The 20,666-nt window shown below is 49.3% G+C and carries 24 protein-coding genes; 8 read left to right on the forward strand and 16 right to left on the reverse strand.

Features of this window, described 5'->3' with window-relative positions:
- The 5 genes from traN to H3001_RS10805 all read left to right on the forward strand — a co-directional run.
- The coding region (traN, locus tag H3001_RS10785) for a conjugative transposon protein TraN (RefSeq protein WP_246368558.1) at positions 1-723 on the forward strand (723 nt) is incomplete at its 5' end.
- Positions 724-727: 4 nt separating this feature from the next.
- A complete protein-coding gene (locus H3001_RS10790) occupies positions 728-1,303 on the forward strand; it encodes a conjugal transfer protein TraO (RefSeq protein ID WP_143867814.1) in 576 nt (191 codons plus the stop codon).
- Positions 1,304-1,311: 8 nt separating this feature from the next.
- Positions 1,312-2,184 (forward strand): toprim domain-containing protein, encoded by an 873-nt coding sequence (locus H3001_RS10795; protein ID WP_143867816.1) that lies wholly within the window; start codon positions 1,312-1,314, stop codon positions 2,182-2,184.
- Between the two features lie 56 nt (positions 2,185-2,240).
- Positions 2,241-2,696, forward strand: a complete 456-nt coding sequence (locus H3001_RS10800; protein ID WP_250884450.1) for a DUF3872 domain-containing protein — start codon at positions 2,241-2,243, stop codon at positions 2,694-2,696.
- The gene (locus H3001_RS10805) at positions 2,696-3,211 is read left to right on the forward strand and encodes a glycoside hydrolase family protein (protein WP_181214923.1); all 516 of its coding nucleotides are present in this window, start codon (positions 2,696-2,698) and stop codon (positions 3,209-3,211) included. Before H3001_RS10800 ends, H3001_RS10805 begins: the two co-directional genes overlap by 1 nt.
- 487 nt (positions 3,212-3,698) lie before the next feature.
- Here the strand turns inward: H3001_RS10805 and H3001_RS10810 are convergent, their stop codons facing one another.
- The 10 genes from H3001_RS10810 to H3001_RS10855 form a co-directional block, all read right to left on the reverse strand.
- Positions 3,699-4,013, reverse strand: coding sequence for a hypothetical protein (locus tag H3001_RS10810; protein WP_143867821.1), 315 nt, complete (start codon positions 4,011-4,013; stop codon positions 3,699-3,701).
- Between the two features lie 57 nt (positions 4,014-4,070).
- A complete protein-coding gene (locus H3001_RS10815; RefSeq protein ID WP_143867823.1) occupies positions 4,071-4,316 on the reverse strand; it encodes a DUF6956 domain-containing protein in 246 nt (81 codons plus the stop codon).
- Positions 4,313-4,558 carry a DUF3873 family protein gene (locus H3001_RS10820; protein ID WP_143867825.1) on the reverse strand — a complete coding sequence of 82 codons (246 nt, stop codon included), beginning with the start codon at positions 4,556-4,558 and terminating at the stop codon, positions 4,313-4,315. The genes H3001_RS10815 and H3001_RS10820 overlap by 4 nt, the downstream gene beginning before the upstream one ends.
- 11 nt (positions 4,559-4,569) lie before the next feature.
- A complete protein-coding gene (locus H3001_RS10825) occupies positions 4,570-5,835 on the reverse strand; it encodes a PcfJ domain-containing protein (protein WP_143867827.1) in 1,266 nt (421 codons plus the stop codon).
- Positions 5,832-6,254, reverse strand: coding sequence for a PcfK-like family protein (locus H3001_RS10830; RefSeq protein ID WP_143867829.1), 423 nt, complete (start codon positions 6,252-6,254; stop codon positions 5,832-5,834). Before H3001_RS10830 ends, H3001_RS10825 begins: the two co-directional genes overlap by 4 nt.
- Before the next feature lie 13 nt (positions 6,255-6,267).
- On the reverse strand, positions 6,268-6,516 hold the full coding sequence (locus H3001_RS10835; protein ID WP_143867831.1) for a DUF6926 domain-containing protein: 249 nt from the start codon (positions 6,514-6,516) through the stop codon (positions 6,268-6,270).
- 21 nt (positions 6,517-6,537) lie between these two features.
- Complete coding sequence (locus tag H3001_RS10840) at positions 6,538-6,759, reverse strand: hypothetical protein (protein WP_103004126.1); 222 nt, start codon at positions 6,757-6,759, stop codon at positions 6,538-6,540.
- Positions 6,760-6,771: 12 nt separating this feature from the next.
- Positions 6,772-6,987 (reverse strand): hypothetical protein, encoded by a 216-nt coding sequence (locus H3001_RS10845; RefSeq protein ID WP_103004125.1) that lies wholly within the window; start codon positions 6,985-6,987, stop codon positions 6,772-6,774.
- On the reverse strand, positions 6,984-7,331 hold the full coding sequence (locus H3001_RS10850; protein ID WP_143867833.1) for a molybdenum ABC transporter ATP-binding protein: 348 nt from the start codon (positions 7,329-7,331) through the stop codon (positions 6,984-6,986). Before H3001_RS10850 ends, H3001_RS10845 begins: the two co-directional genes overlap by 4 nt.
- A gap of 1,482 nt (positions 7,332-8,813) precedes the next feature.
- Positions 8,814-9,956: a thioredoxin-like domain-containing protein gene (locus tag H3001_RS10855; RefSeq protein WP_181214924.1), complete on the reverse strand. Its 1,143-nt coding sequence runs from the start codon at positions 9,954-9,956 to the stop codon at positions 8,814-8,816.
- A 246-nt stretch (positions 9,957-10,202) separates the two neighbouring features.
- Between H3001_RS10855 and pnp the strand changes: the two genes are divergently transcribed.
- On the forward strand, positions 10,203-12,389 hold the full coding sequence (pnp, locus tag H3001_RS10860; RefSeq protein ID WP_181214925.1) for a polyribonucleotide nucleotidyltransferase: 2,187 nt from the start codon (positions 10,203-10,205) through the stop codon (positions 12,387-12,389).
- Positions 12,390-12,619: 230 nt separating this feature from the next.
- On the opposite strand, the gene rd is transcribed toward pnp, so the two are convergent.
- Together rd and H3001_RS10870 are read right to left on the reverse strand one after the other, a co-directional pair.
- Positions 12,620-12,784 (reverse strand): rubredoxin, encoded by a 165-nt coding sequence (rd, locus tag H3001_RS10865; protein ID WP_181214926.1) that lies wholly within the window; start codon positions 12,782-12,784, stop codon positions 12,620-12,622.
- 73 nt (positions 12,785-12,857) lie between these two features.
- Entirely contained in the window at positions 12,858-13,562 is a 705-nt protein-coding gene (locus H3001_RS10870; RefSeq protein WP_181214927.1) for an SIR2 family NAD-dependent protein deacylase, read from the reverse strand.
- A gap of 113 nt (positions 13,563-13,675) precedes the next feature.
- On the opposite strand from H3001_RS10870, the gene H3001_RS10875 reads away from it, so the two are divergent.
- Positions 13,676-14,260 carry an FKBP-type peptidyl-prolyl cis-trans isomerase gene (locus H3001_RS10875; protein ID WP_181214928.1) on the forward strand — a complete coding sequence of 195 codons (585 nt, stop codon included), beginning with the start codon at positions 13,676-13,678 and terminating at the stop codon, positions 14,258-14,260.
- Positions 14,261-14,314: 54 nt separating this feature from the next.
- Positions 14,315-15,184: an FKBP-type peptidyl-prolyl cis-trans isomerase gene (locus tag H3001_RS10880; RefSeq protein ID WP_181214929.1), complete on the forward strand. Its 870-nt coding sequence runs from the start codon at positions 14,315-14,317 to the stop codon at positions 15,182-15,184.
- A 129-nt stretch (positions 15,185-15,313) separates the two neighbouring features.
- Here H3001_RS10880 and H3001_RS10885 read toward each other — a convergent pair whose 3' ends face one another.
- The 4 genes from H3001_RS10885 to H3001_RS10895 all read right to left on the reverse strand — a co-directional run bounded on the left by H3001_RS10885 (position 15,314) and on the right by H3001_RS10895 (position 20,610).
- Positions 15,314-16,540 (reverse strand): OmpA family protein, encoded by a 1,227-nt coding sequence (locus H3001_RS10885; protein ID WP_246368559.1) that lies wholly within the window; start codon positions 16,538-16,540, stop codon positions 15,314-15,316.
- A 10-nt stretch (positions 16,541-16,550) separates the two neighbouring features.
- Entirely contained in the window at positions 16,551-18,839 is a 2,289-nt protein-coding gene (locus H3001_RS10890) for a hypothetical protein (RefSeq protein WP_246368560.1), read from the reverse strand.
- Between the two features lie 12 nt (positions 18,840-18,851).
- The gene (locus tag H3001_RS19490; protein ID WP_246368561.1) at positions 18,852-19,235 is read right to left on the reverse strand and encodes a hypothetical protein; all 384 of its coding nucleotides are present in this window, start codon (positions 19,233-19,235) and stop codon (positions 18,852-18,854) included.
- 499 nt (positions 19,236-19,734) lie between these two features.
- Positions 19,735-20,610 (reverse strand): copper resistance protein NlpE N-terminal domain-containing protein, encoded by an 876-nt coding sequence (locus tag H3001_RS10895; RefSeq protein WP_181214930.1) that lies wholly within the window; start codon positions 20,608-20,610, stop codon positions 19,735-19,737.
- Positions 20,611-20,666: the final 56 nt, after the last annotated feature.

Consider the following 20,666-nt stretch of genomic DNA (forward strand, 5'->3'; position numbering starts at 1 on the left):
CCAAAATTCATGAACATGACAAATAAACTGATATTACCAGTGGAGAGCCGTATGCAGGGAGACCTGCACGTACGGTTCGGGGGCAGGTTATGGGAAACCTACCACCGAAAGGTGGCAAGGCGTCCATCACCGAGCCTACACGTGAAGTATGCCAAGGAGCCGCTGCTGCTCAACGTGGAGATGTGCGACTTCATCCACGATGGAGAGGCGGTGAACCGTCCGAACAATGCGCAGGAGATTTACCTGAAGGAACTGGGCAGCGAGAGTCCGATGCTGGTGCGACTTATCATGAAGTCCATCCACAAGCAGAACAAGCGTGAGGTGAAGCACATCGGCTGCAAGCGTTTCGGCATACAGTACCTGCTGAAAGGTATCTACACGCACAACGGACTGCTGTATTTCCACACGGAAATCAAGAACCAGAGCAACGTGCCGTTTGATGTGGACTACGTGACATGGAAGATTGTGGACAAGAAGGTGGCGAAGCGTACCGCCGTGCAGGAGCAGGTTGTCCTGCCACTCCGTGCGCAGAATTATGCTACCTGCGTGCCTGGCAAAAAGAGCGAGCGCACGGTGTTCACGATGGCGAAGTTCACCATCCCTGACGACAAGTGCCTCGTGGTGGAACTGAATGAGAAGAACGGTGGTCGTCACCAATCCTTCGTGATTGAGAACGAGGATTTGGTGCGTGCCAATACCATCAACGAACTTCAAGTGCGCTGACCCTATGAAGAAGTTTCTTTTTATGATTCTCGCGTCGCTTGCCCTGTTTACGGGGCAGGCGCACGCCCAGCGATGTCTCCCGAAGATGCAGGGCATCGAGGTGAGGGCGAACATGGTGGACGGCTTCAATCCCGGCGGCAATGATGGAGGGTACAGTCTTGGCACGGCTCTCTCCACCTATACCAAAGGCGGCAACAAGTGGGTGTTCGGTGGTGAGTACCTGCTGAAGAACAAGCCCTACAAGGAGGAGAAGATACCCGTGGCGCAGTTTATGGCGGAGGGCGGCTACTATCTGAAAGTGCTGTCGGACGCAAGGAAAACGCTCTTTGTCTATGCCGGGGCTTCGGCTCTTTCAGGCTATGAGACGGTGAACTGGGGAGACAAGGTGCTGCATGACGGGGCGATGCTCCACGATAAGGATTCCTTCATCTATGGCGGTGCGCTGACACTCGATGTGGAGTTTTATGTGGCCGACCGTATCGCCCTGCTCGCCAACCTCAGGGAAAGGTGTCTCTGGGGCAACTCCACAGGGCATTTCCATACGCAGTTCGGCGTGGGCGTGAAGTTCATCATTAACTGACGGAGCGCATGGAGATTGACGCATTGAGGCAGATACCACTGGAGGACTTTCTCGCACGTTTAGGGCATGAGCCTGTCCGAAGAAGGGGTAATGAATGGTGGTATGCCGCACCTTACCGCACGGAGCGCACTCCCTCGTTTCGTGTGAACGTGGACAAGCAGCTTTGGTATGACTTCGGTCTGGGCAAGGGCGGCGACATCTTCACGCTGGCAGGCGAGTTTGTCCACAGTTGCGACTTCATGGAGCAGGCAAAGTTCATCACGGAAGCGGGCATCGTTCCGCTTCCGCAGACAGAACCTCGCCCTCATAAAGCCGTGGGAAAGAAGCCTGCCTTTGAGGAGGTGGAGGTAAGGGCGTTAAGTCATCGGGCATTGCTCTCGTATTTGGAGGAACGTGGCGTTGCTTCGGCGATTGCTGGGCGGCATTGCAAGGAAGTCCATTTCCGGCTCAACGGCAAGCGGTATTTTGCCATCGGTTTCGGGAATCGCAGCGGTGGATTTGAACTGCGCAACCGCTTCTTCAAGGGTTGCATACCGCCGAAGGACATCACGCTGACGAAGTATGGAAGCTCTCGCTGCCACCTCTACGAGGGATTTATGGATTGGCTATCTGCGCTGGCTCTGGGCATCGGACATGCGGAGGACAGCCTTGTGCTGAACTCCGTAGCCAATGCGGACAAGGCAATACCTGCCTTGGAGAACTACCACGAGATAGTCTGCCACCTCGATCATGACGAGGCGGGGCGCAGGACGGTGGGAGTCTTGCGGAAACGGTTCGGTGAGCGTGTGGCAGACCATTCCGGACGCTATTCGGGCTACAAGGACTTGAACGAGTACCTTGTGGCCAAACAGAAAATCAGTAACCATCAAAACAAAGAATGACAATGAACATCAAGAATAACAAGAACAACAAGACCCTGAGAGTGAAACTTTTGAGTATGGCAACCGTCCTGTTCGTGGGGCTGATGGGGTGTTTCCTCGCCTCCTGCGATGGCGAGCTGGACATACAGCAGTCTTATCCGTTCACGGTGGAGACGATGCCCGTACCGGGCAAGGTGACGAAGGGGCAGACGGTGGAGATACGCTGCGAGATGAAGAAGGAGGGCAACTATGCCAATGCGCTCTACACCATCCGCTATTTCCAGTTTGAGGGTGAGGGTACGCTGAAGATGGACAACGGTATTACGTTCCTGCCCAACGACCGCTACCTGCTCGAGAACGAGAAGTTCCGCCTGTACTACACTTCGGGATGCAGCGAGGCGCAGAACTTCATCGTGGTGGTGGAGGACAATTTCGGGAATGCCTACGAGCTGGAGTTTGACTTCAACAACCAGAATGTGAAGGACGAAACGCTGTCCGTAGTTCCCATCGGTAACTTCAAACCCTTGTCGTGATGATGCGGATATTCATGGCTATCTGCTGTGCATTCCTGACGGTCAGCCCTCTGCTTGCACAGGGCGACCGCATGGAGGCGGCAAGGATATATCGCCTGCCCCGGTTTGAGAGGGCGGTGCGCTGTATCAAGTTCTTTGAGGGGTGGCACACCGAAAAACATCATCCGTACGTTGGATATGGTCATCAGTTGCAACCGGGCGAGAGGTATTCGGCAAGGACAATGACACGCAGGCAGGGCGAGGCGTTGCTGCGGAAGGATTTGAGGAAGTTCTGTGCCATGTTCCGCAAGTTCGGGAAAGATTCTCTCTTGCTTGCCACACTTGCCTACAATGTCGGTCCGTATAGGCTCTTGGGAAGCGACAAAATACCCAAAAGCAAGTTGATAAGGAAGTTAGAGGCAGGCGACCGCAACATCTATCAGGAGTACATCGCTTTCTGCAACTACAAGGGGAAACGGCACGCCATGCTGCTTAAACGCAGGAAAGCGGAGTTTGCGCTGCTGTATGTACCCTGACGCAACTGACAAATTGACAACAAAATCCGTGTCTTGTTCAAATTGGCACGGATTTTGCATATTGCTAATAGACAATTTTAGGATTTTCTCGTTATTTGACATCGTTGAACCATTTTTGCCAATCGGTTTCCAAAATGCACTTCAAATAGTAAGTGTAGTGAGAGCATTACATGAAATAGTTATTTACCGTAAAAAGTATAGCGAATATATGAAGAGAATATTTTGGATAATTCAGAAAGGGACAACAAGAATGTTTAGACATATCAAAGCGTTGGGGGTTATGGAAACGAAGCAGAAATGTGTAGTCAACGTTATGAGATAATCATTCCCCTTCCACCAAAAATAACGACTCAATATATTTTCCTCCGCAAGTTTTTACTTGCGGATTTTTTATTCATCGTAGATTGGTACATAGGTTTCTTTGCTACTTTCTTTTTCCGCTTGTCCTGCTCATGAAAGAAAGTAGGCGGCTTGCGCCGCCCACCTCTCAAAAGTGTGTATAGAGTCCGGTCACTTGTGTGAAGACCTCCTCCAACATATCAAAGAAGATGCCTTCATGTACTTCTACGTCCTTCGACTTGCTCTCGAAGGTCTTCTTGCTGAACGTCTTGCGGAAGAAACGCATGTTGTAGAGGTCAGTCCCTGCATCATAGATGATGTCAAGGCGGTTGGCACTGGTCTTGTTCCTCGCAAGGCTCATGCGCAGTCCGTTACCCATATCCACAAAATCCTTGCTGCCTGTCATGACGGCAAAACGCTTGCCGCCAATCTGCTCCAATATAGTCCGTGCTATCGTATTCATTGCCTTTTGGTTTTAGGTTTAGGCGGTGTCCGCACCGCCTAAACGCAAGTAAATTTCTCAATACTCTAATTTCTCAGTGATAGAAGTGTACTTCTCCAACCACTCTTTCAGACATTCCATGTTGTACTCGCTCGTTATGACTGCCGTGTGGCTGTCAATGGCGGTGAAACGGCTGCTCTCGTAGTTGTCTATCCACCCCTTTAAGGTGGAAACTCCCCATGCTTCGGCATCGTCAAATATTCCGTCCAATGTAGTGATTGGCTCGCAGAACCTGACAATCAGTGTTTGATAGGTCTCGCTCATAGTCTGTCCTCCTTCTTTTTCAACCACTCGTCACGCTTCTGTCGGCACTCGTCCAACGTGGGCTTTACGCAGGAGAAAAGTTCTCCGTCCGTGTGGCGGTAGTCGTATTGCACAAGGGTACGCTTGCGTCTGCCGATACCCGATTGACGTGTTGTTGAGCCTTGGCGAAAAAATCTCTCGTACTTCTCAGTACCTGCCGCTGTGCAGGTACTGAGTCCGTTGATGGTCATTTGTGTAGTCATAATCGTTTCTATTACGCTGCCTTCATCCGCTGACGGATAAGGTTGATGTTGTTGTTTACAAGATTGATGATGCGGTCGTGATACTCGGTGTTGGCATTGCACGCTCCTCGGCTCTGAACCACTTGGAGGGTCTTCAGCGACACCTCTATCGTCTCGATGCGCCTGCCGTCAATAGTGGCTGAAAGTATGAGGGAGTCGGCTCGCTTGTAGTACGTGCCTACGCAGTGGTGCATCGCCTTGCCCTCCAATATCATTTCCTCTACGCTCTCTATTACCTTGACGGAGATGAGTTCATCGGCAAACACAAGTCCGAAGAACATGCCTTTCTCTTTGAGGAACTTCTTCTCATCCTTGATAGCCTGCTCTCGTTCCTCCGCTGTCCGCTCTCGCTGCAACTGCTCCTGCCTTTTCGCTGCCAACTTGTCGTGGAGGGCTTTGAGGTCGGTCGGGCAGACGTATTTCGGTTGACGTATGTCCTTGCCAAAGTGGCGCAGGAGGTCTATCGTGTCGCACCATAGAGAGCCGTCGGGAATGGTGTAGCCGTTGCGGATGCAGATTTTCACGGATGCCCAATAGTTTTCGATGTTGCAGGAGGAGTTGAGGTAGTGGCGCAGCATGGGGTGTTGCCCTGCCTTTATCAGCGTTTCCGCACGGCTGTCAGACAAGAGTGCAGGGATGAGTTTCGTGGGTACGATGTCGTGGAAGTCACCTCGGAAGCCGTTCCTGCGCAGCTCGTCCACCACCTTGTATTCGGGGCAGAGGGGCATGTGGGCGATATGCTGGTAGGCAAGGTTGTCGCCACGGATTGCCATGGGTGAGGCAAAGGTGAAGGTGTCTATGTACCTGCCCAACGTGCGCTGTATGGCTACGATGGTGCGCTTGCCCTGCCTGTTCCACCAATAGCCGCCTATCTCAAGGGCAGTGGGAGTAGCCTTGCAGCCTTTCTCCATTTCCACGATGAGGAGGTACATGCGCAGCACTTGATACTCTCCGCAGGTGGTGAGTAGGGTGAAATACTGCTTCTGCTGCAACTTGCGCTCCAAGGTGTTCTTCACCTGCAGGCGTACCTTGCAGTGGGGGCAGGTGCAGGTGCGTGCTGTGCCGTCTGTCTGCCATGTGTGTCCGCAGTCCATGCAGGTGGTTCGTCCTTTGGGTAGCCGGTAGGCATAGTGGTCCACACACTCACGGAATGCCCATTTCAGTTGTCGCTTGCTGATGGGGCGCAGGTGCCTGCTCTCGGCAAGCACCGCTTTCTCAAACTTGTTTCTCGGTCTCATACGTCAAAATCGAATAAGGAGGGTTCAACTTGGGGTTTCTGTGGCTTGGCTGCCCTTGCTCTCTGTCGGTTCTGCATCTTGCGCAGTTCCTCGTCTTGGTATTGGCGGATGGCTCGCTGACGTGCTTCCGCCTTCTCCTCAGCGGTGAGTTCCACTACATGGTTCACGGCTATCTGACATTGCAGGGGCTTGCCTACCTCTATCTCGTTCTCGTCATAGTAGTGTACGGCTTGTCCGTAAATCTCTCCGTCTGAAAAGCCGTTGCAGCCGCTCTTCTGCACGTAGTTCAGAATGTAGGTGATGCAGTCGTCGATGTTCTTGGCAGGGTTGCGGTAGTTCTTGGCGAAGAGTTCGTCCTCCGCTGCACGCTGCTCCAAGTACATCTGTATCGTTCTCTTGAAATGGTCTGTTCCTTTCATGTCGCTTGCTGTTTTATAGGTTATTGTTCTTGTAAAGTATCTCGCAGTCCTCCACCTCGGTGGGTAGTCCGAAGAGGGGGTAGTGGCTGAAATAGGGGTGCGTGCTGCCGTCCTCGTCCATGAGGGGCGAAACGATTTCCACCTGCCATTTACTGACCCACTCGTCCACCATTCGGATTTCCTCGTCTGTCAGTGCCGTTGCATCGCCATTGATGAGGTAGCACAAACTCCATGTGGGTATCTTCTCTGTCGTTCTGTTCATATCGCTGTCAGTTTATAGGGGTTATAACATTCGCTTGATAATCTCTCTGTGGTACTGCGGATTGACCTCGTTGAATAGGAACTCCACGAAGTCCTGCCGTGCCTCCTTGTTCAGTTCGTGGTACAATTCGCTGAACGTGCTGTGGTTGCCGTTGATGTAGGTTTCCACCATATACTCGAAGATGTTGTCCACCTCGTAGTACCTGCACTGCTGCGCTGCCGTCTTGCTTGTTCTCTTTGCCATTGCCGTAGGGTGTTAAAGGGTGAGTAACCAAAGGAGAAGCCCGAAGAAGGTGATGAGGGAGAGCATGAGCACTATCACGCTTACCACTACTCGGAACACTCCGTTCACAATCTCTCTGATGACGCTCCAAAGGATGCCTATGAGCCATAGGAACGCCTGTACGATGAGGGTGCATATTGCTACCGCCATGTAGTGTGCCGTCTGTCTGATGTCCATTGCTGCTGTCATTGTCTGTTGCCGTTTTGAAGTTCCACGATGTTGTCTATCCTGCCGTAAATCACGTTTCTCAGTGCCGTCTTGTCCGCTGCCTGATACTCGCTCCACCTTCCGTATTGGCACACAAGGTAGGGTCGGAGCACATCGGAGAAGTCGAATTTCCACCCCATGAGGGGTACTGCGGTCGTGAAGTAGGTGTTGAAGTTCACGTTGTGCGTGAGCCAATCCTTCTCCTCTCGGTTCATCTTGCCTCCGTTGTTGAGTTTGTGGCGGAGTCTGTAAACCTTGCTGTCTTGAAGGGTGTCCAGTTCTGGAACTTCCCATTCGACGAATTTTGTTGCCATTGCTGTTGCCATATCCGTTCTGTTTTTATTTTTATATGCGGATCCAAGAGCTGAGGGAGTTGAGTTTCAAAACTTCTTATCTGCCTCTCGGTTATCCGACATTTTTTTTATGCGTCTTCCTGTCGCATCGGTCGTTTTCGTTTCGGTTGCCCCATCAAGGTAGGGATTCGGAAATGCAAGGTTTTTCGGGAAAAATACTACCCGTAGGGCTGGAGATTTTTCCCGCAAACAGGAGGCTTGACCTTGCATTTCCGGCAAATCCCGGAGTTACCTTTGCAGCCGAACGAGAATGACCTCCTGATGCGCCGTCTGGAAGTCGCAAAATGGAGGTAAGCGTAACAAGAGACAGATTGAATGGAACATCTCCTAAATGCGGAAACTGCATGAGAAAAGAAAACGTCCTCTAACTTGGAAGCTCGCTTGAAAGCGTGAACAAGCCGAAGCCCCACAAAAGAAGTATGCCCGTATATGCCTATCCGACTTGTTCGGACAGACACATACAGGCATTCTTCTCCAGCTTCGGCGGTACGGACAGCCTATTGTGGCTCACTCGTGAGCGGCAAGTGGTTGGCTGTACCTATCTCAATTCCGCTTTCAACAAAATGAAAAAGAGACAGAGGGAACAGACTGAAAGCGTGAAAAGCCGAAGCCCCACAAGAGAAGTGTGTCCGTATATGCCTATCCGACTTGTTCGGACAGACACATACGGACATTCTTCTTCGGCCTCGGCGGTACGGACAACCTTTTGTGGCTCACCTGTGAGCGGCAAGTGGTTGGCTGTACCTATCTCAGTTCCGCTTTCAACAAGAAACAAAAGGCGCAAGTGGTAAAGGCGGTTGTGCCGTAAGAAAGATAATCCGCACATCCATCGTCAAACCCTCGGTTTGATGCGGATATGCGGACTTTCTTTCAGCCATGCCGCCAGTGCCGATGACCGGCCCTTACCACGTAAGGGTGAATCATCAGCACGGTTTCACTTGCGCCAAGAAGAACAACAAAAAAAGAAAACGGCAAGACCCCGTAAAAGTACCTCTCTCGCATAGCCATGAAAGGGTTGTCCGATTGCCGATTGTCTAAACGAGAGTTTAGGCTTCAAAAGCTGACATTCCTTTCGGATATGCCATAGTAGGAAAGAGGTTGTCTGAACTCGTTTCAGCCAACGCCTTTCCTACATGAAAACTCACTTTTACGGAAGAACAGTAATGAACAGGTCAAGAAATCACGTTGAAAACAAAGAAAAACGAGCAATTCCTTGGCGTACCCGAATAAAAAGTGTACCTTTGCAAATAGAGTTGTGAGGCGAAGTAAATCACAGAATATCAGTGCACTTGCACTTTCGCTAAATCGTTACCATAAATCCGCAACTCCTCCATTCTATTCTGATATTCAATCAGATACACGTTTTTTGATTATCCTGTGCAAAGATACTTCTTTTACCGATACCAGTCAAGTTCCCGGCTCAGTATTTCACATGCTTTTCAACATGTTAGGCTTTTACAATAAATTCTTCACCGCTGCTTCCAGATCGGTCTTTTCACCCAGTCTCATCACCAGTTCATTGTTCCGGTTCACGAGGAATGCAGTAGGCAACTGAGTCACTCCGTACAGGTTCACGTACGTAGAATACGGGCCGCGCGGATCACGGACACAAATCCAGGGAAGGTTGTCGGCAGCCGTTTTCCAGAAATGTTCGTCAGCATCGAGTGAAATCTGATAGATTTCCAGTCCCTGAGCCGCATACTTGTCGTACAGTTCACGCAGCAACAGGTTGCGCGCTCCCGATACCGCATTGCCATAAGCCGTAAAATCAATCAGTACCACCTTTCCCTTCAAGTCGGTCAAGTGACGTGTCACCCCTTTCAGGTCCATCAGCGGAATATCGATGATGGAAGTTTCCTGTACCTTATCTTCCGGAATCGTTACCGCCTGCTGCTGAGGAGTACGCGTATTTTTCATTCCCTTGATTACCATATTATACAGGTTGCGTGAGCGGTCGGCATGCGGATACAGATTATTCAGGCTGGTAGCCACCGCAGCAAAGCACTTCACATCCTCCTTGTTGCCCAGCGGATCGAAAATCATGTATCCGTTCAACTGCTGGAACAGCGCAAAGTACGCATATGCCTTATTCGGCGCAGCATAAATATATCCTCTTTTCACTTTATCCTTGTAGGCTTCGACCATCGCAATCAGGCTGTCCTGTGCAATACCTGCCGGCATCCCTGAAAGTCCGTTCACCCGATTCTGCAACTCTGTCTGCAGCAGAACCAGTTCCTTGATCTTCGCACTGTTTTCCGAGCCTTCCACCTGATAGCCGGTAGCAAAATCCGGAAGCTGTGCAGTCACCTTCACCGTTTCGACAGAATCCACCGAAAAGTTAATCACCTTATCTTCTATGCGCAGACGATAGAACTCCGGTGACTCCGGACGTGCAGCCGCAAAACTGAATACTCCCTCCTCATCCAGGCGGGCAGAGTCGAGGGCCACAATTCCTTCCAGACCGGCCTGTTCCAGATACAGCATCTTATCGGCCGCATCCGCAACCGTTCCTTCTACCTTAAATTCCGGCTGGTGGTTACAAGCCGAGAAACCGGCCAGCAACAAGGCTCCCGCAATACAACTGATATTTTTTCTCATCGCTTTCTTTTTTCTTTTTTATTCAGGGTGCAAAGATACGGCTTTTCGTGAGTCCGCAAAGTTTTTAGCCAAGTTCTTATCACAGACAGTAAGTATTTTATCCCTTAAATCCAATCTTTGCCCCCCGATACAGGCCAATAATCATAAAAACTGAGTCCTGCCACAAACTTTTATCTCATTTTCACCATTTTACTACAAGATTATTCTTATCTTTGACACGAATTTTATATATAACACATTTTTTATATGATCAATCCAATTGTTAAGACGATCGAGTTAGGTGATGGAAGAACCATTACTCTCGAAACGGGAAAGCTGGCAAAACAGGCAGATGGTGCTGTTATGCTACGCATGGGTAACACCATGTTGCTGGCTACTGTTTGTGCAGCAAAAGATGCAGTTCCCGGTACTGATTTCATGCCTCTTCAGGTAGAGTATAAAGAAAAATATTCCGCTTTCGGACGTTTCCCGGGCGGTTTCACCAAACGTGAAGGTAAAGCTTCCGACTACGAAATCCTTACCTGCCGTCTGGTAGACCGTGCATTACGTCCTTTATTCCCAGATAACTTCCATGCAGAAGTTTATGTCAACATCATCCTTTACTCAGCCGATGGTGTAGACATGCCGGATGCACTGGCCGGTCTGGCTGCCTCTGCAGCGTTGGCCGTATCTGACATTCCGTTCAACGGTCCGATTTCCGAAGTCCGTGTAGCCCGCATCGACGGTCAGTTTGTCATCAACCCGACATTCGAAGCCCTGGAACGTGCTGATATGGACCTGATGGTTGCCGCTACTTATGAGAACATCATGATGGTGGAAGGAGAAATGAACGAAGTCAGCGAACAGGACCTGCTGGAAGCCATGCGTTTCGCTCACGAAGCCATCAAAGTACACTGCAAGGCTCAGATGGAACTGATGGAGGAAGTAGGCTCTACAGTAAAACGCGAATATTGCCACGAAGAAAACGACGAAGAGCTGCGTAAGGCCGTTCACGATGCCTGCTACGACAAGGCATATGCCATCGCTGCTTCAGGTAACCGCAACAAGCACGAACGTCAGGATGCCTTCGATGCCATCTGCGACGAATTCAAGGCACAGTTCACTGAAGAAGAACTGGAAGAAAAGGCCGGCATGATCGACCGCTACTACCACGATGTAGAAAAAGAAGCCATGCGCCGCTGCATCCTCGATGAAGGCAAGCGTCTGGACGGACGTACTACTACAGAAATCCGTCCTATCTGGTGCGAGACCAGCCCGCTGCCAGGTCCTCACGGATCTTCTATCTTCACCCGTGGTGAAACCCAGTCATTGAGTACGGTTACTTTGGGTACCAAGCTCGATGAAAAGATTGTAGACGATGTACTCGACCAGCACAAGGAACGCTTCCTGCTGCACTACAACTTCCCTCCGTTCTCTACCGGAGAAGCCAAGGCACAGCGTGGCGTAGGACGTCGCGAAATCGGTCACGGTCATCTGGCATGGCGTGCATTGAAAGGCCAGATTCCAGCCGACTATCCATATTGCGTACGTGTAGTATCTGATATCCTTGAATCTAACGGTTCTTCTTCTATGGCAACAGTATGTGCCGGAACACTGGCTCTGATGGATGCGGGTGTACCTATCAAGAATCCGGTTTCGGGTATTGCAATGGGATTGATCAAGAATGCCGGAGAAGAAAAATATGCCGTTCTGTCTGATATCCTGGGCGATGAAGACCACCTGGGAGACATGGACTTCAAGGTTACCGGAACAAAGAACGGTATCACTGCCACTCAGATGGATATCAAGTGCGACGGTCTGACTTACGATATTCTGGAAAAAGCCTTGCTGCAGGCAAAACAGGGACGTGAATACATCCTCGGCAAACTGACTGAATGTATCGCTGCTCCTCGTGAAGAACTGAAGCCTCATGCTCCGCGCATTGAAACCATGACTATTCCGAAAGAATTCATCGGTGCAGTCATCGGCCCGGGCGGAAAGATCATCCAGGGTATGCAGGAAGAAACCGGTGCGACTATCACTATCGAAGAAGTTGACGGAGTGGGACGCATCGAAGTTTCCGGAAACAACAAGCAGAGCATCGACAGCGCAATGCGCCTGATCAAGGGTATCGTTGCCGTTCCTGAAATCGGCGAAGTATACACCGGTAAAGTACGTTCTATCATGCCTTACGGTGCATTCGTAGAATTCCTGCCGGGTAAAGACGGTCTGCTCCACATTTCAGAAATCGACTGGAAGCGTCTGGAGACTATCGAAGAATCAGGACTGAAGGAAGGCGATGACATCGAAGTCAAGCTGCTCGACATCGATCCTAAGACCGGTAAGTTCAAACTGTCACACAAAGTGCTGGTTCCGAAACCGGAAGGCATGGCTGAAGAAAACCGTCCGAAACGCGGTGACCGCAAGCCTCAGCACAATAAGGAACAGAAATAATCAGGGAACCTTCCCTGTCCATACATATCCCTTCTTCCCCGGCAACGGAGAAGAAGGGATTTTTCGTATCCGGCTGTTCCGTTTCAAATATATCCGCCTGTTCATCTCAACGTATCCTGCTGTTCATTTCCATCTACAGCCATCGGGCGCCAGCGCTTTCTTCACCGCACAAAAAAGCGGCTTTATCCGTATAAGATAAAACCGCCTTCTATAATTTACGGGTATCCGAATTATTCTTCTACCACTTCAAAATCCTCTTTACCTACTCCGCAAACCGGGCAAACCCAGTCTTCTGGAATATCCTCAAACGCTGTACCCGGAGCGATGCCATTATCCGGATCACCTACTTCTGGATCATATACCCAATCACAAACTGTGCAAATGTACTTCTTCATAATTTTATCTTTTGCTTTAAGTTAGTATTAATGACATTACATATATGAAACAAATATAGGCATTATTTGTTTATCATTCTTCTTTTAATAACATTTTTTTCAATTCTTCCATTCCTTCGGATGCTCCCTTCCGGATTACATGCACCTTCCGGTTTGCAGGAACCGCCACCTCTTTCGGGTCAATCAGATACACCGGTACCCCCGGACGCACATAATGCAGCAGTCCCGCCGCCGGATACACATTCAGGGAAGTCCCGATAATCACAAACACATCGGCTTCCATCACCTCATCTACCGCCTTTTCAATCAGCGGCACAGCCTCTCCGAACCACACGATAAAAGGCCTCAGCTGCGTGCCGTCGGCAGCCAGGTCCCCCATTTTCACCTCATACTGCTCCGGAGTCAGTTCCCTGATGCAGCGCGGATCATTCGGATTCCGGCTCGAAGTCACCTTCGTCAGTTCCCCGTGCAGGTGAATGACGTTCGTCGAGCCCGCCCTTTCGTGCAGGTTATCCACATTCTGTGTCACCACCGTCACCTTGAAATCACGCTCCAGTCCGGCCAGCAATTTGTGTCCCCGGTTCGGAACCACCTCCAGCAACTGCTTTCTGCGTGCATTGTAAAAATCAATCACCAGCTTAGGATTGGCCGCATAGCCCTCGGGAGTCGCTACCTCCTCTACCGAGTATTGTTCCCACAGCCCTCCAGAATCGCGGAAGGTACTGATACCACTTTCCGCGCTCATTCCCGCACCTGTAAGCACCACCAATTTTTTCATATACCCATAATTTACATACAAATACAAAAATAAGAATTTTTAATCGCTTAAAGAAGCTCATATTCAAAGAAAAAAGATACCTTTGCGCCAATATTTTAATCAAAAACAAAAATATGGATAAATTCAGTTACGCCATTGGTCTGGGTATAGGCCAAAATCTGCTGAGCATGGGTGCTCGCGGTATCGAAGTAAACGACTTTGCACAGGCAATCAAAGACGTATTAGAGGGAAACCAGACAGCAATCAGCCACACAGAAGCCCGTGAAATCGTCAACAAGTATTTCACCGAACTGGAAGAGAAAATGAACGCTGAAACCATTGCCAAAGGCAAGGCTTTCCTGGAAGAAAACAAGAAGAACCCCAATATCATCACACTGCCCAGCGGACTGCAGTACGAAGTAATCAAAGCCGGCAACGGCAAACAGCCTAAGGCTACCGACCGTGTACGCTGCCACTACGAAGGTACACTGATCGACGGAACCCTCTTCGACAGTTCCATCAAGCGCGGTGAACCGGCCGTATTCGGTGTCAACCAGGTAATCAAAGGATGGGTAGAAGCCCTGCAGCTCATGTCGGAAGGAGCCAAATGGAAACTTTACATTCCGTCGGAACTGGCCTATGGTGCCCAGGGAGCCGGTGACATGATTCCGCCTCACAGCACACTGATTTTCGAAGTAGAACTGATTGAGGTGCTGTAAGCATACATCCGAATATTTTAAATTATTACTCAATAAAAAACAAAACTAAAAAGCATGAAAAAAAGTACAATTTTCATGATGCTGGCAGCTACAGCAGGACTGGCATCATGTACTTCTCAGGGCCCGAAAGCTAATATGAAAAGCGAAGTGGACACTCTTTCATACATGATGGGAGTAAGCAACACTCAAGGTTTGAAAGACTATGTCATCGGTCGTCTGGGCGTAGATTCAGCACACATGGCAGACTTCGTAAGAGGTATCGAACAGGGAATGAAAGAAACTGACGCTAAGCAGAAGGCTTACATGGCCGGTGTACAGATCGGTCAGCAGGTAAGCGGTGACATGTTCGAAGCTATCAACAACCAGATTTTCAGCGGCGACTCTACTCAGAGCCTGAGCAAAGAAAACTTCCTGGCTGGTTTCATGGCTGCCGTACAGGAAAAAGGTCTGGTAAGCGCTGACTCAGCAGGAGTATATGTACGCACTAAGGCAGAAGCTATCAAAGAAAAAGCATTGGAAGCCAAATATGCAGACTACAAGAAAGAAAACGAAGAATTCCTGGCCAACAACAAGGGCAAAGAAGGTATTCAGGTAACTGCCAGCGGCTTGCAGTACAAAGTAATCACTGAAGGTAAGGGTGAAGTTCCTACTAAAGAATCAAGAGTAAAAGTACACTACAAAGGTACACTGATCGACGGTACTCAGTTCGACAGCTCTTACGACCGTAAGGAACCGACTACTTTCCGTGCCGACCAGGTAATCAAAGGATGGACAGAAGCCCTGACAATGATGCCTGTAGGTTCAAAATGGGAACTGTACATTCCGCAGGAACTGGCTTACGGTTCTCGTGAAGCAGGAAAGATCAAACCGTTCTCTACACTGATTTTCGAAGTAGAACTCCTTGAGATCGAAAAAGAAAAATAAATAATCAAGGGGCATGACTCCGGCAGCACACGCTGACCGCCGTGAGTGTACCCGACAAAAATCCCCCGGACGACCTTCTGGCTGTCCGGGGGATTTTTCTTTCAGGCAAGTATGCTGAATAAGGTCCTCTTATCGGATATGGTTCCAGTACTCCATGTTCGAAACCATCTCCACCATCACCTTACGGTCCGCCTCACGGACGGCATCCGAAGCACTGCTCGAGGCAAGGGCTATCTTCTTGCCGATACCGACAGCCTTCAGGTTGTCGGCAGGAACCCCACGGTCCACCAGTGCCTGCACCACCGCATCCGCACGGCGGCGCGAAAGCCGGAGATTATAATCCACCGTTCCCCGGGCATCCGTACAGGCAGTTATCAGATACTTGCGGTCGGTATCTTTCAGCATGATACGGGCCGCACGGTCGAGTATTTCGGCAGACTTCTCCGTGATGTCCCATTTGTCAAAATCGAAGAATACATTCTGGAACAGTTCATACAAATTCTCGGAGGAAGCTACCTCAATAACCTTCTCCACCTCCACAGGCTTTTCCACCACTACCGGCTTCTCGACCACACGCTCTACCACCCGTTCCACATACTGGGGAGCAGGCGTTCCGGCCCGTTTGGGCTTACCTCCAAACCGCCACATCAGCCGCACCGTTCCGTTCCAGGAGTTTGCCACATTGCGGTAAGGCATGAACAGATAATCTGCCTGAAGACCAATACCCAAACGGTCATTAAGCCACATATTCACACCTGCTCCCAATGACAGGGGAATCAGATGCTTCCGGTCCTGCCCCTCCTTATTATAGTCGTTCGACATGTTCCAGCCCATCCGGTCTCGCTCAAAGGCCTCCAGTCCGTTATAGTCCACCCTAAAGTTCTTATACATATAATTCACCCCCGCACGCAGGAAGGGATCGATGAAAGAAGAACGGAAATACTCTCCCAGACGCCACTGCAGGCCCAGGCCCGCCATGCCCGCCCAGCGGGACGCACGACCGCTGCGCACCGGATCGGAACTGTAATCCCACGTCCCCTGCAAATCCAGGTAAAAATGAGTATTCAGTTCACGTGCCAGATAAAGGTGACCTCCGAACAGAAGGTCCCTCTTGCTCGTATCAATGAAATACCCTCCCTGAGGATTGGTACGGAAATCCAGCACGTTGAAGCGGGTCATCTGAAGCGCATTCGCCCCCACACCGAATTCCCAGGCCTTTCGTTCTTTCACAGTTTCAAAACCAGGGATTTCACCCACAACACCCATAGTATGCTGTGCATTACCCCACAGGCACGTACTCAATATCGTTAACACTGACAGAAAAATCCGTCGGCTGACTGTATATCTACTTTTCATATTCATTGCTTTATGGTTCATAAGTTACTTCCACTGCAGGGAGCTGATAAGAATCAGTATAAGGTACTACTTCAAATTTATTTTCCTCCTCTCCCTGCTTCTTTCGCAAATACCCCTGCGTAAACCTATAAAACAACGAAGAAGAAGAGTTGCTACTTATACTGATGGTTGAATTCAAGAAAGGTGTAAAGACTTTGAAAGCAGGCGCCTCAAAAGAAGAGGAGTTATTGGAGCTGGACGCAGTCTGCCTACCTGCAGATGAAATATAAGAAAATTCGATATAAGCCATCTTTATTTTTTTAGCCTCTTCCTCTGTATAAGTTTCCGGCACTACCAGATCCATACCATTCTCCAGCACGGTACACTTACTCAAACTCTTGTACATTTTACTAAAATCAATTTTAGAAAAATCAAAAGTTCCTTCTGCTTGAGCAAACGAAGCTTCTTTTTCACTATTCAGCGCTTTCAACTTCAAAGTTTTCAGTACCGGCCCCATCTGATATGGTGCAAGCAGACACACTCCGTTCCACTGATATTCCTCACCATAATAAACCTCTCTTGCTTTTACACTATAATATACATCCGTCTTATCCCAGTACTCATTCTGACTGTTTTTAAATTTTCCCGGATTTTCTTCCATAAAACGATAGGTATAAATATTATAGTAATAAGACAACGACCCGGAGTATGTACCAAAACTCATACCAGAATACAGTTTTTTATCCATCTGAATGCTTTTGGGATTTTCCTTATCCGACACTCTGTATGCATCCAAATACCGGTTACCGCTGTTCGGCAAATACGCAGGAATATTCTGCCATTCATCCTCCGGATTCATTCTGCGCTGTATCAGGAAATATAAATCCTGGTATTTACTTAATGAGTTCGAGTTATTATCACGCAAAATTATCCGCATGTGTACCCTGTTCGGTACATAGGTATTCTTGGCAGAAACCTGAGCACTCTTTCCCTTCAGTGTCACTTCCTTTACAGCTCCCCAACGCAAATCCACACTCTGAATCTCCGGCAAATCTTCTTTAGGAATAATGAATTCACCTTTTTCATTGGCAGTATACACCTTCTCGGGTGCAATTCCCGGCATGCCTTTTACCTGTGCTCCTGGAGCTACTTCTCCCATCTCATCATATACCTTATACAATACCCCGCCGTCTGAAGACCGTACATATTCTCCGTACTCCGATTGAGAATACTGGGCTATCACATTAGGAACTCCTCTAATAATGGTTACTTCTGCTCCCGGCTTACCCGGTTCTCCTGGACGACCGTCCTGTCCATCTTTGCCATCCTTGCCGTCCTTACCGCGCAGATACTCATAGAAATCGGCCAGCGTATTCTTCTCACAGTTCCAGGTGCCTCCGTTCTTATAATCCACAAGCGCTTCAGCCGTATTACAACGGGCCGCAAGGTCAGCTTTCCAAAGTTCATATGCCGACAGACCGTTTGTTCCGTTCACTCCGTCGACACCGTCTTTACCAGTCAGGTAACTGAAGAAGTCAAGTTCCGATACCTTATCCGCAGGCCAAGCCTGTCCCGGATGTTTAGGGTCACCTACATTGCCGGCTGCCACGGTTTCTTTCCACAATTCATAAGCCGACTTACCGCTGTCACCTTTCGCACCGCTCAGATACTGATAGAAATCCTCCATCGTATTCTTCTCTACAGGCCATACCAGACCCTGCTTGTCACGAATTCTTCCAGCCTTGACATCGGCCACCCAAAGTTCATAAGCCGAAGCTCCGGCTGCCCCGTTGCTGCCTGCCTGACCGCTTGCCGAAACACCCGTATCTGTAGTGCCGATAAACCAGTTGCCGTTGTCACCGATGTGTGGAGAAGTGCCGTCAACACCATTCGTTCCGTTAGTTCCCACAGCTGATACACCAGTATTAGTCTCACCAATCCACCACGTACCGTTCTTGATGACCGGAGTCTTTCCGTCTACACCGTCACGACCGTTAATACCATCCGTTCCTACAGCCTTTACACCCGTATTCGTATCGCCAACCCACCAGAAGCCATCCTTAATAACAGGGGTCTTACCATCTACACCGTCACGGCCGGTAACTTTCACACCCGTATCGGTAGTACCAACCCACCAGTTACCGTTATTGCCTACATAAGGAGAGAGTCCGTCGGCACCGGCAGCACCGTCACGCCCTGCAGCACGGACACCCGTATCTGCAGCACCCACAAACCAGTTGCCGTTCGTACCCACATGAGGAGTCACCCCGTTCGCCCCATCACGGCCTTTCAGATACAGGAAGAAATCATTCTGAGTCAACTGGTCGGAAGGTCAGCTGATACTTCCCTCCGTCACCAGACGCTTCCACTGGTCATAGGCAGAAATCCCGTCCCGACCATTGATGCCATCCGTTCCCGCAGCCTTCACGCGTGTATCCGTATTACCGATCCACCACGTACCGTTATCGCCCACATGCGGAGTTTGACCGTCGCGGCCGCACAGGAAATCCCAGAAATCCCCTTCCGTATTCTTCGAAGCAGGCCATGCCTGAGACGGATTATGAGGGTCAGATACCCCTCCCTGTGCAATCATAGCCTTCCACAGTTCATAAGAAGACAGGCCATTATCTCCCTTGTCGCCCTTCTCACCTTTAATATATGCCAGGAAATCGGCAACCTCTGTACGGTCCGATGGCCAGTTGATACGGCCTCCCACGACCTCCTCCTTCCAGATTTCATAAGCCGACTTGCCGCTTGCTCCCTAAGGTCCCTGAGGCAGGTCAAAACCAATTCTGCTGCATGAATAGAAAATTACAAGCAGTAATACAGCCCATATATGGACTCTACATTCTTTCTTTATTCTCATAATAAATTTATTAATAAAACATTAGTTGTTTGCTGATTACCTATTTTCTTCATGATTCATCCCGTCGGCACAATGATTCTTTCCCGGTCTTCTGCTACGGCCGTTCACATCTCTACCACACATTGTCCCTCTCTGGCATACACGTTCATTTCACACTCCCCTTGTCATCCTTCAACACTCATTTATCCGTCCGGTGAAATGAAAATTTCCTGACATAGGAATCTGCAAAAAGACAGGTATCCATCCCCCTGCAAATCCGCTTACATACAAAAGAAGAATTTCAAAAAGGCATATTTCCAATCAACTCTTTCCGAATTTCTTCACACTCAACCTATTTAAAGTCTGCCCCCTATTCTTCCTTATACTTGTATATTTTACCGTCAACTATCAGGGTCGCATTCCGGTGGTTGCCCACATGCCACTCTACCTTTCCGTCGGTATATACAGCTGCTTTCGCAGAGCCCTCAACCTGAGATAATGTATAGCATTGCTCCGTATCCGAAGTTATCAGCTTCACATACGACTCGGTATCTCCTGTATAATACACCACATCATAGAAAGAGGGAACACTCTCCTCTCCCTTCGGTTCTGTCAGATTGTATACACTATATACAGGTGTCAGTCTGGCAAAGGAAGATGTTCCGCAGGGACCTTCAAATACGATTTTTTCAGAAAGGGGCTCCAACGGGTCACTCATTGCCAGTTTCAGTGAGAAATCCGAACCTCGGTATTCACTCACAGAATCATTCAAAGTTTCCAACTTCAGTTTATAGTCTTTATCTCCCAGACTAAGGTCTGCATATTTTTTTTCCTCTCTCTCGTAGAATCTGACAACAGCATCTTCTCCCGTCTGATAATCCTTCAAGGCTACCGACGTATAAAGTTCAGGCAAAACTGTTTCTGAAGATATCCGTCTCAAAGCGACTCTCTGACACTGCAGACTGCCGCCCTCTACCTTTAACTCCATGCTGTTGTCCAGATGTAATCCTTTTCCTCCATCCGTGCTTTCCACCTTTCCATAAGTGACAAAAGTCTCCGGATGCAACAGATACTTTTCCAGCAATTCATACTTGTCGCCGTTGACAGCCAGCAACACATAAATCCCCGGACAGTCAGCTGCCGGCAATACTCCCTCGTAGGTTCCGTCAAACGAAGGCGAGCTGCAGGACGTCAGCGCCAGCATCAGCCCGGCAAATCCCGCCTTCAAAAATTCCTTTACTCTCATAAGTTTATCTGCTAACAGACGGTGCCACATGAGAAAAGACTCATGTAATACCGTAC

This window comes from Phocaeicola faecicola, assembly GCF_013618865.1.
GTDB classification, from domain to species: Bacteria; Bacteroidota; Bacteroidia; order Bacteroidales; family Bacteroidaceae; genus Phocaeicola; species Phocaeicola faecicola.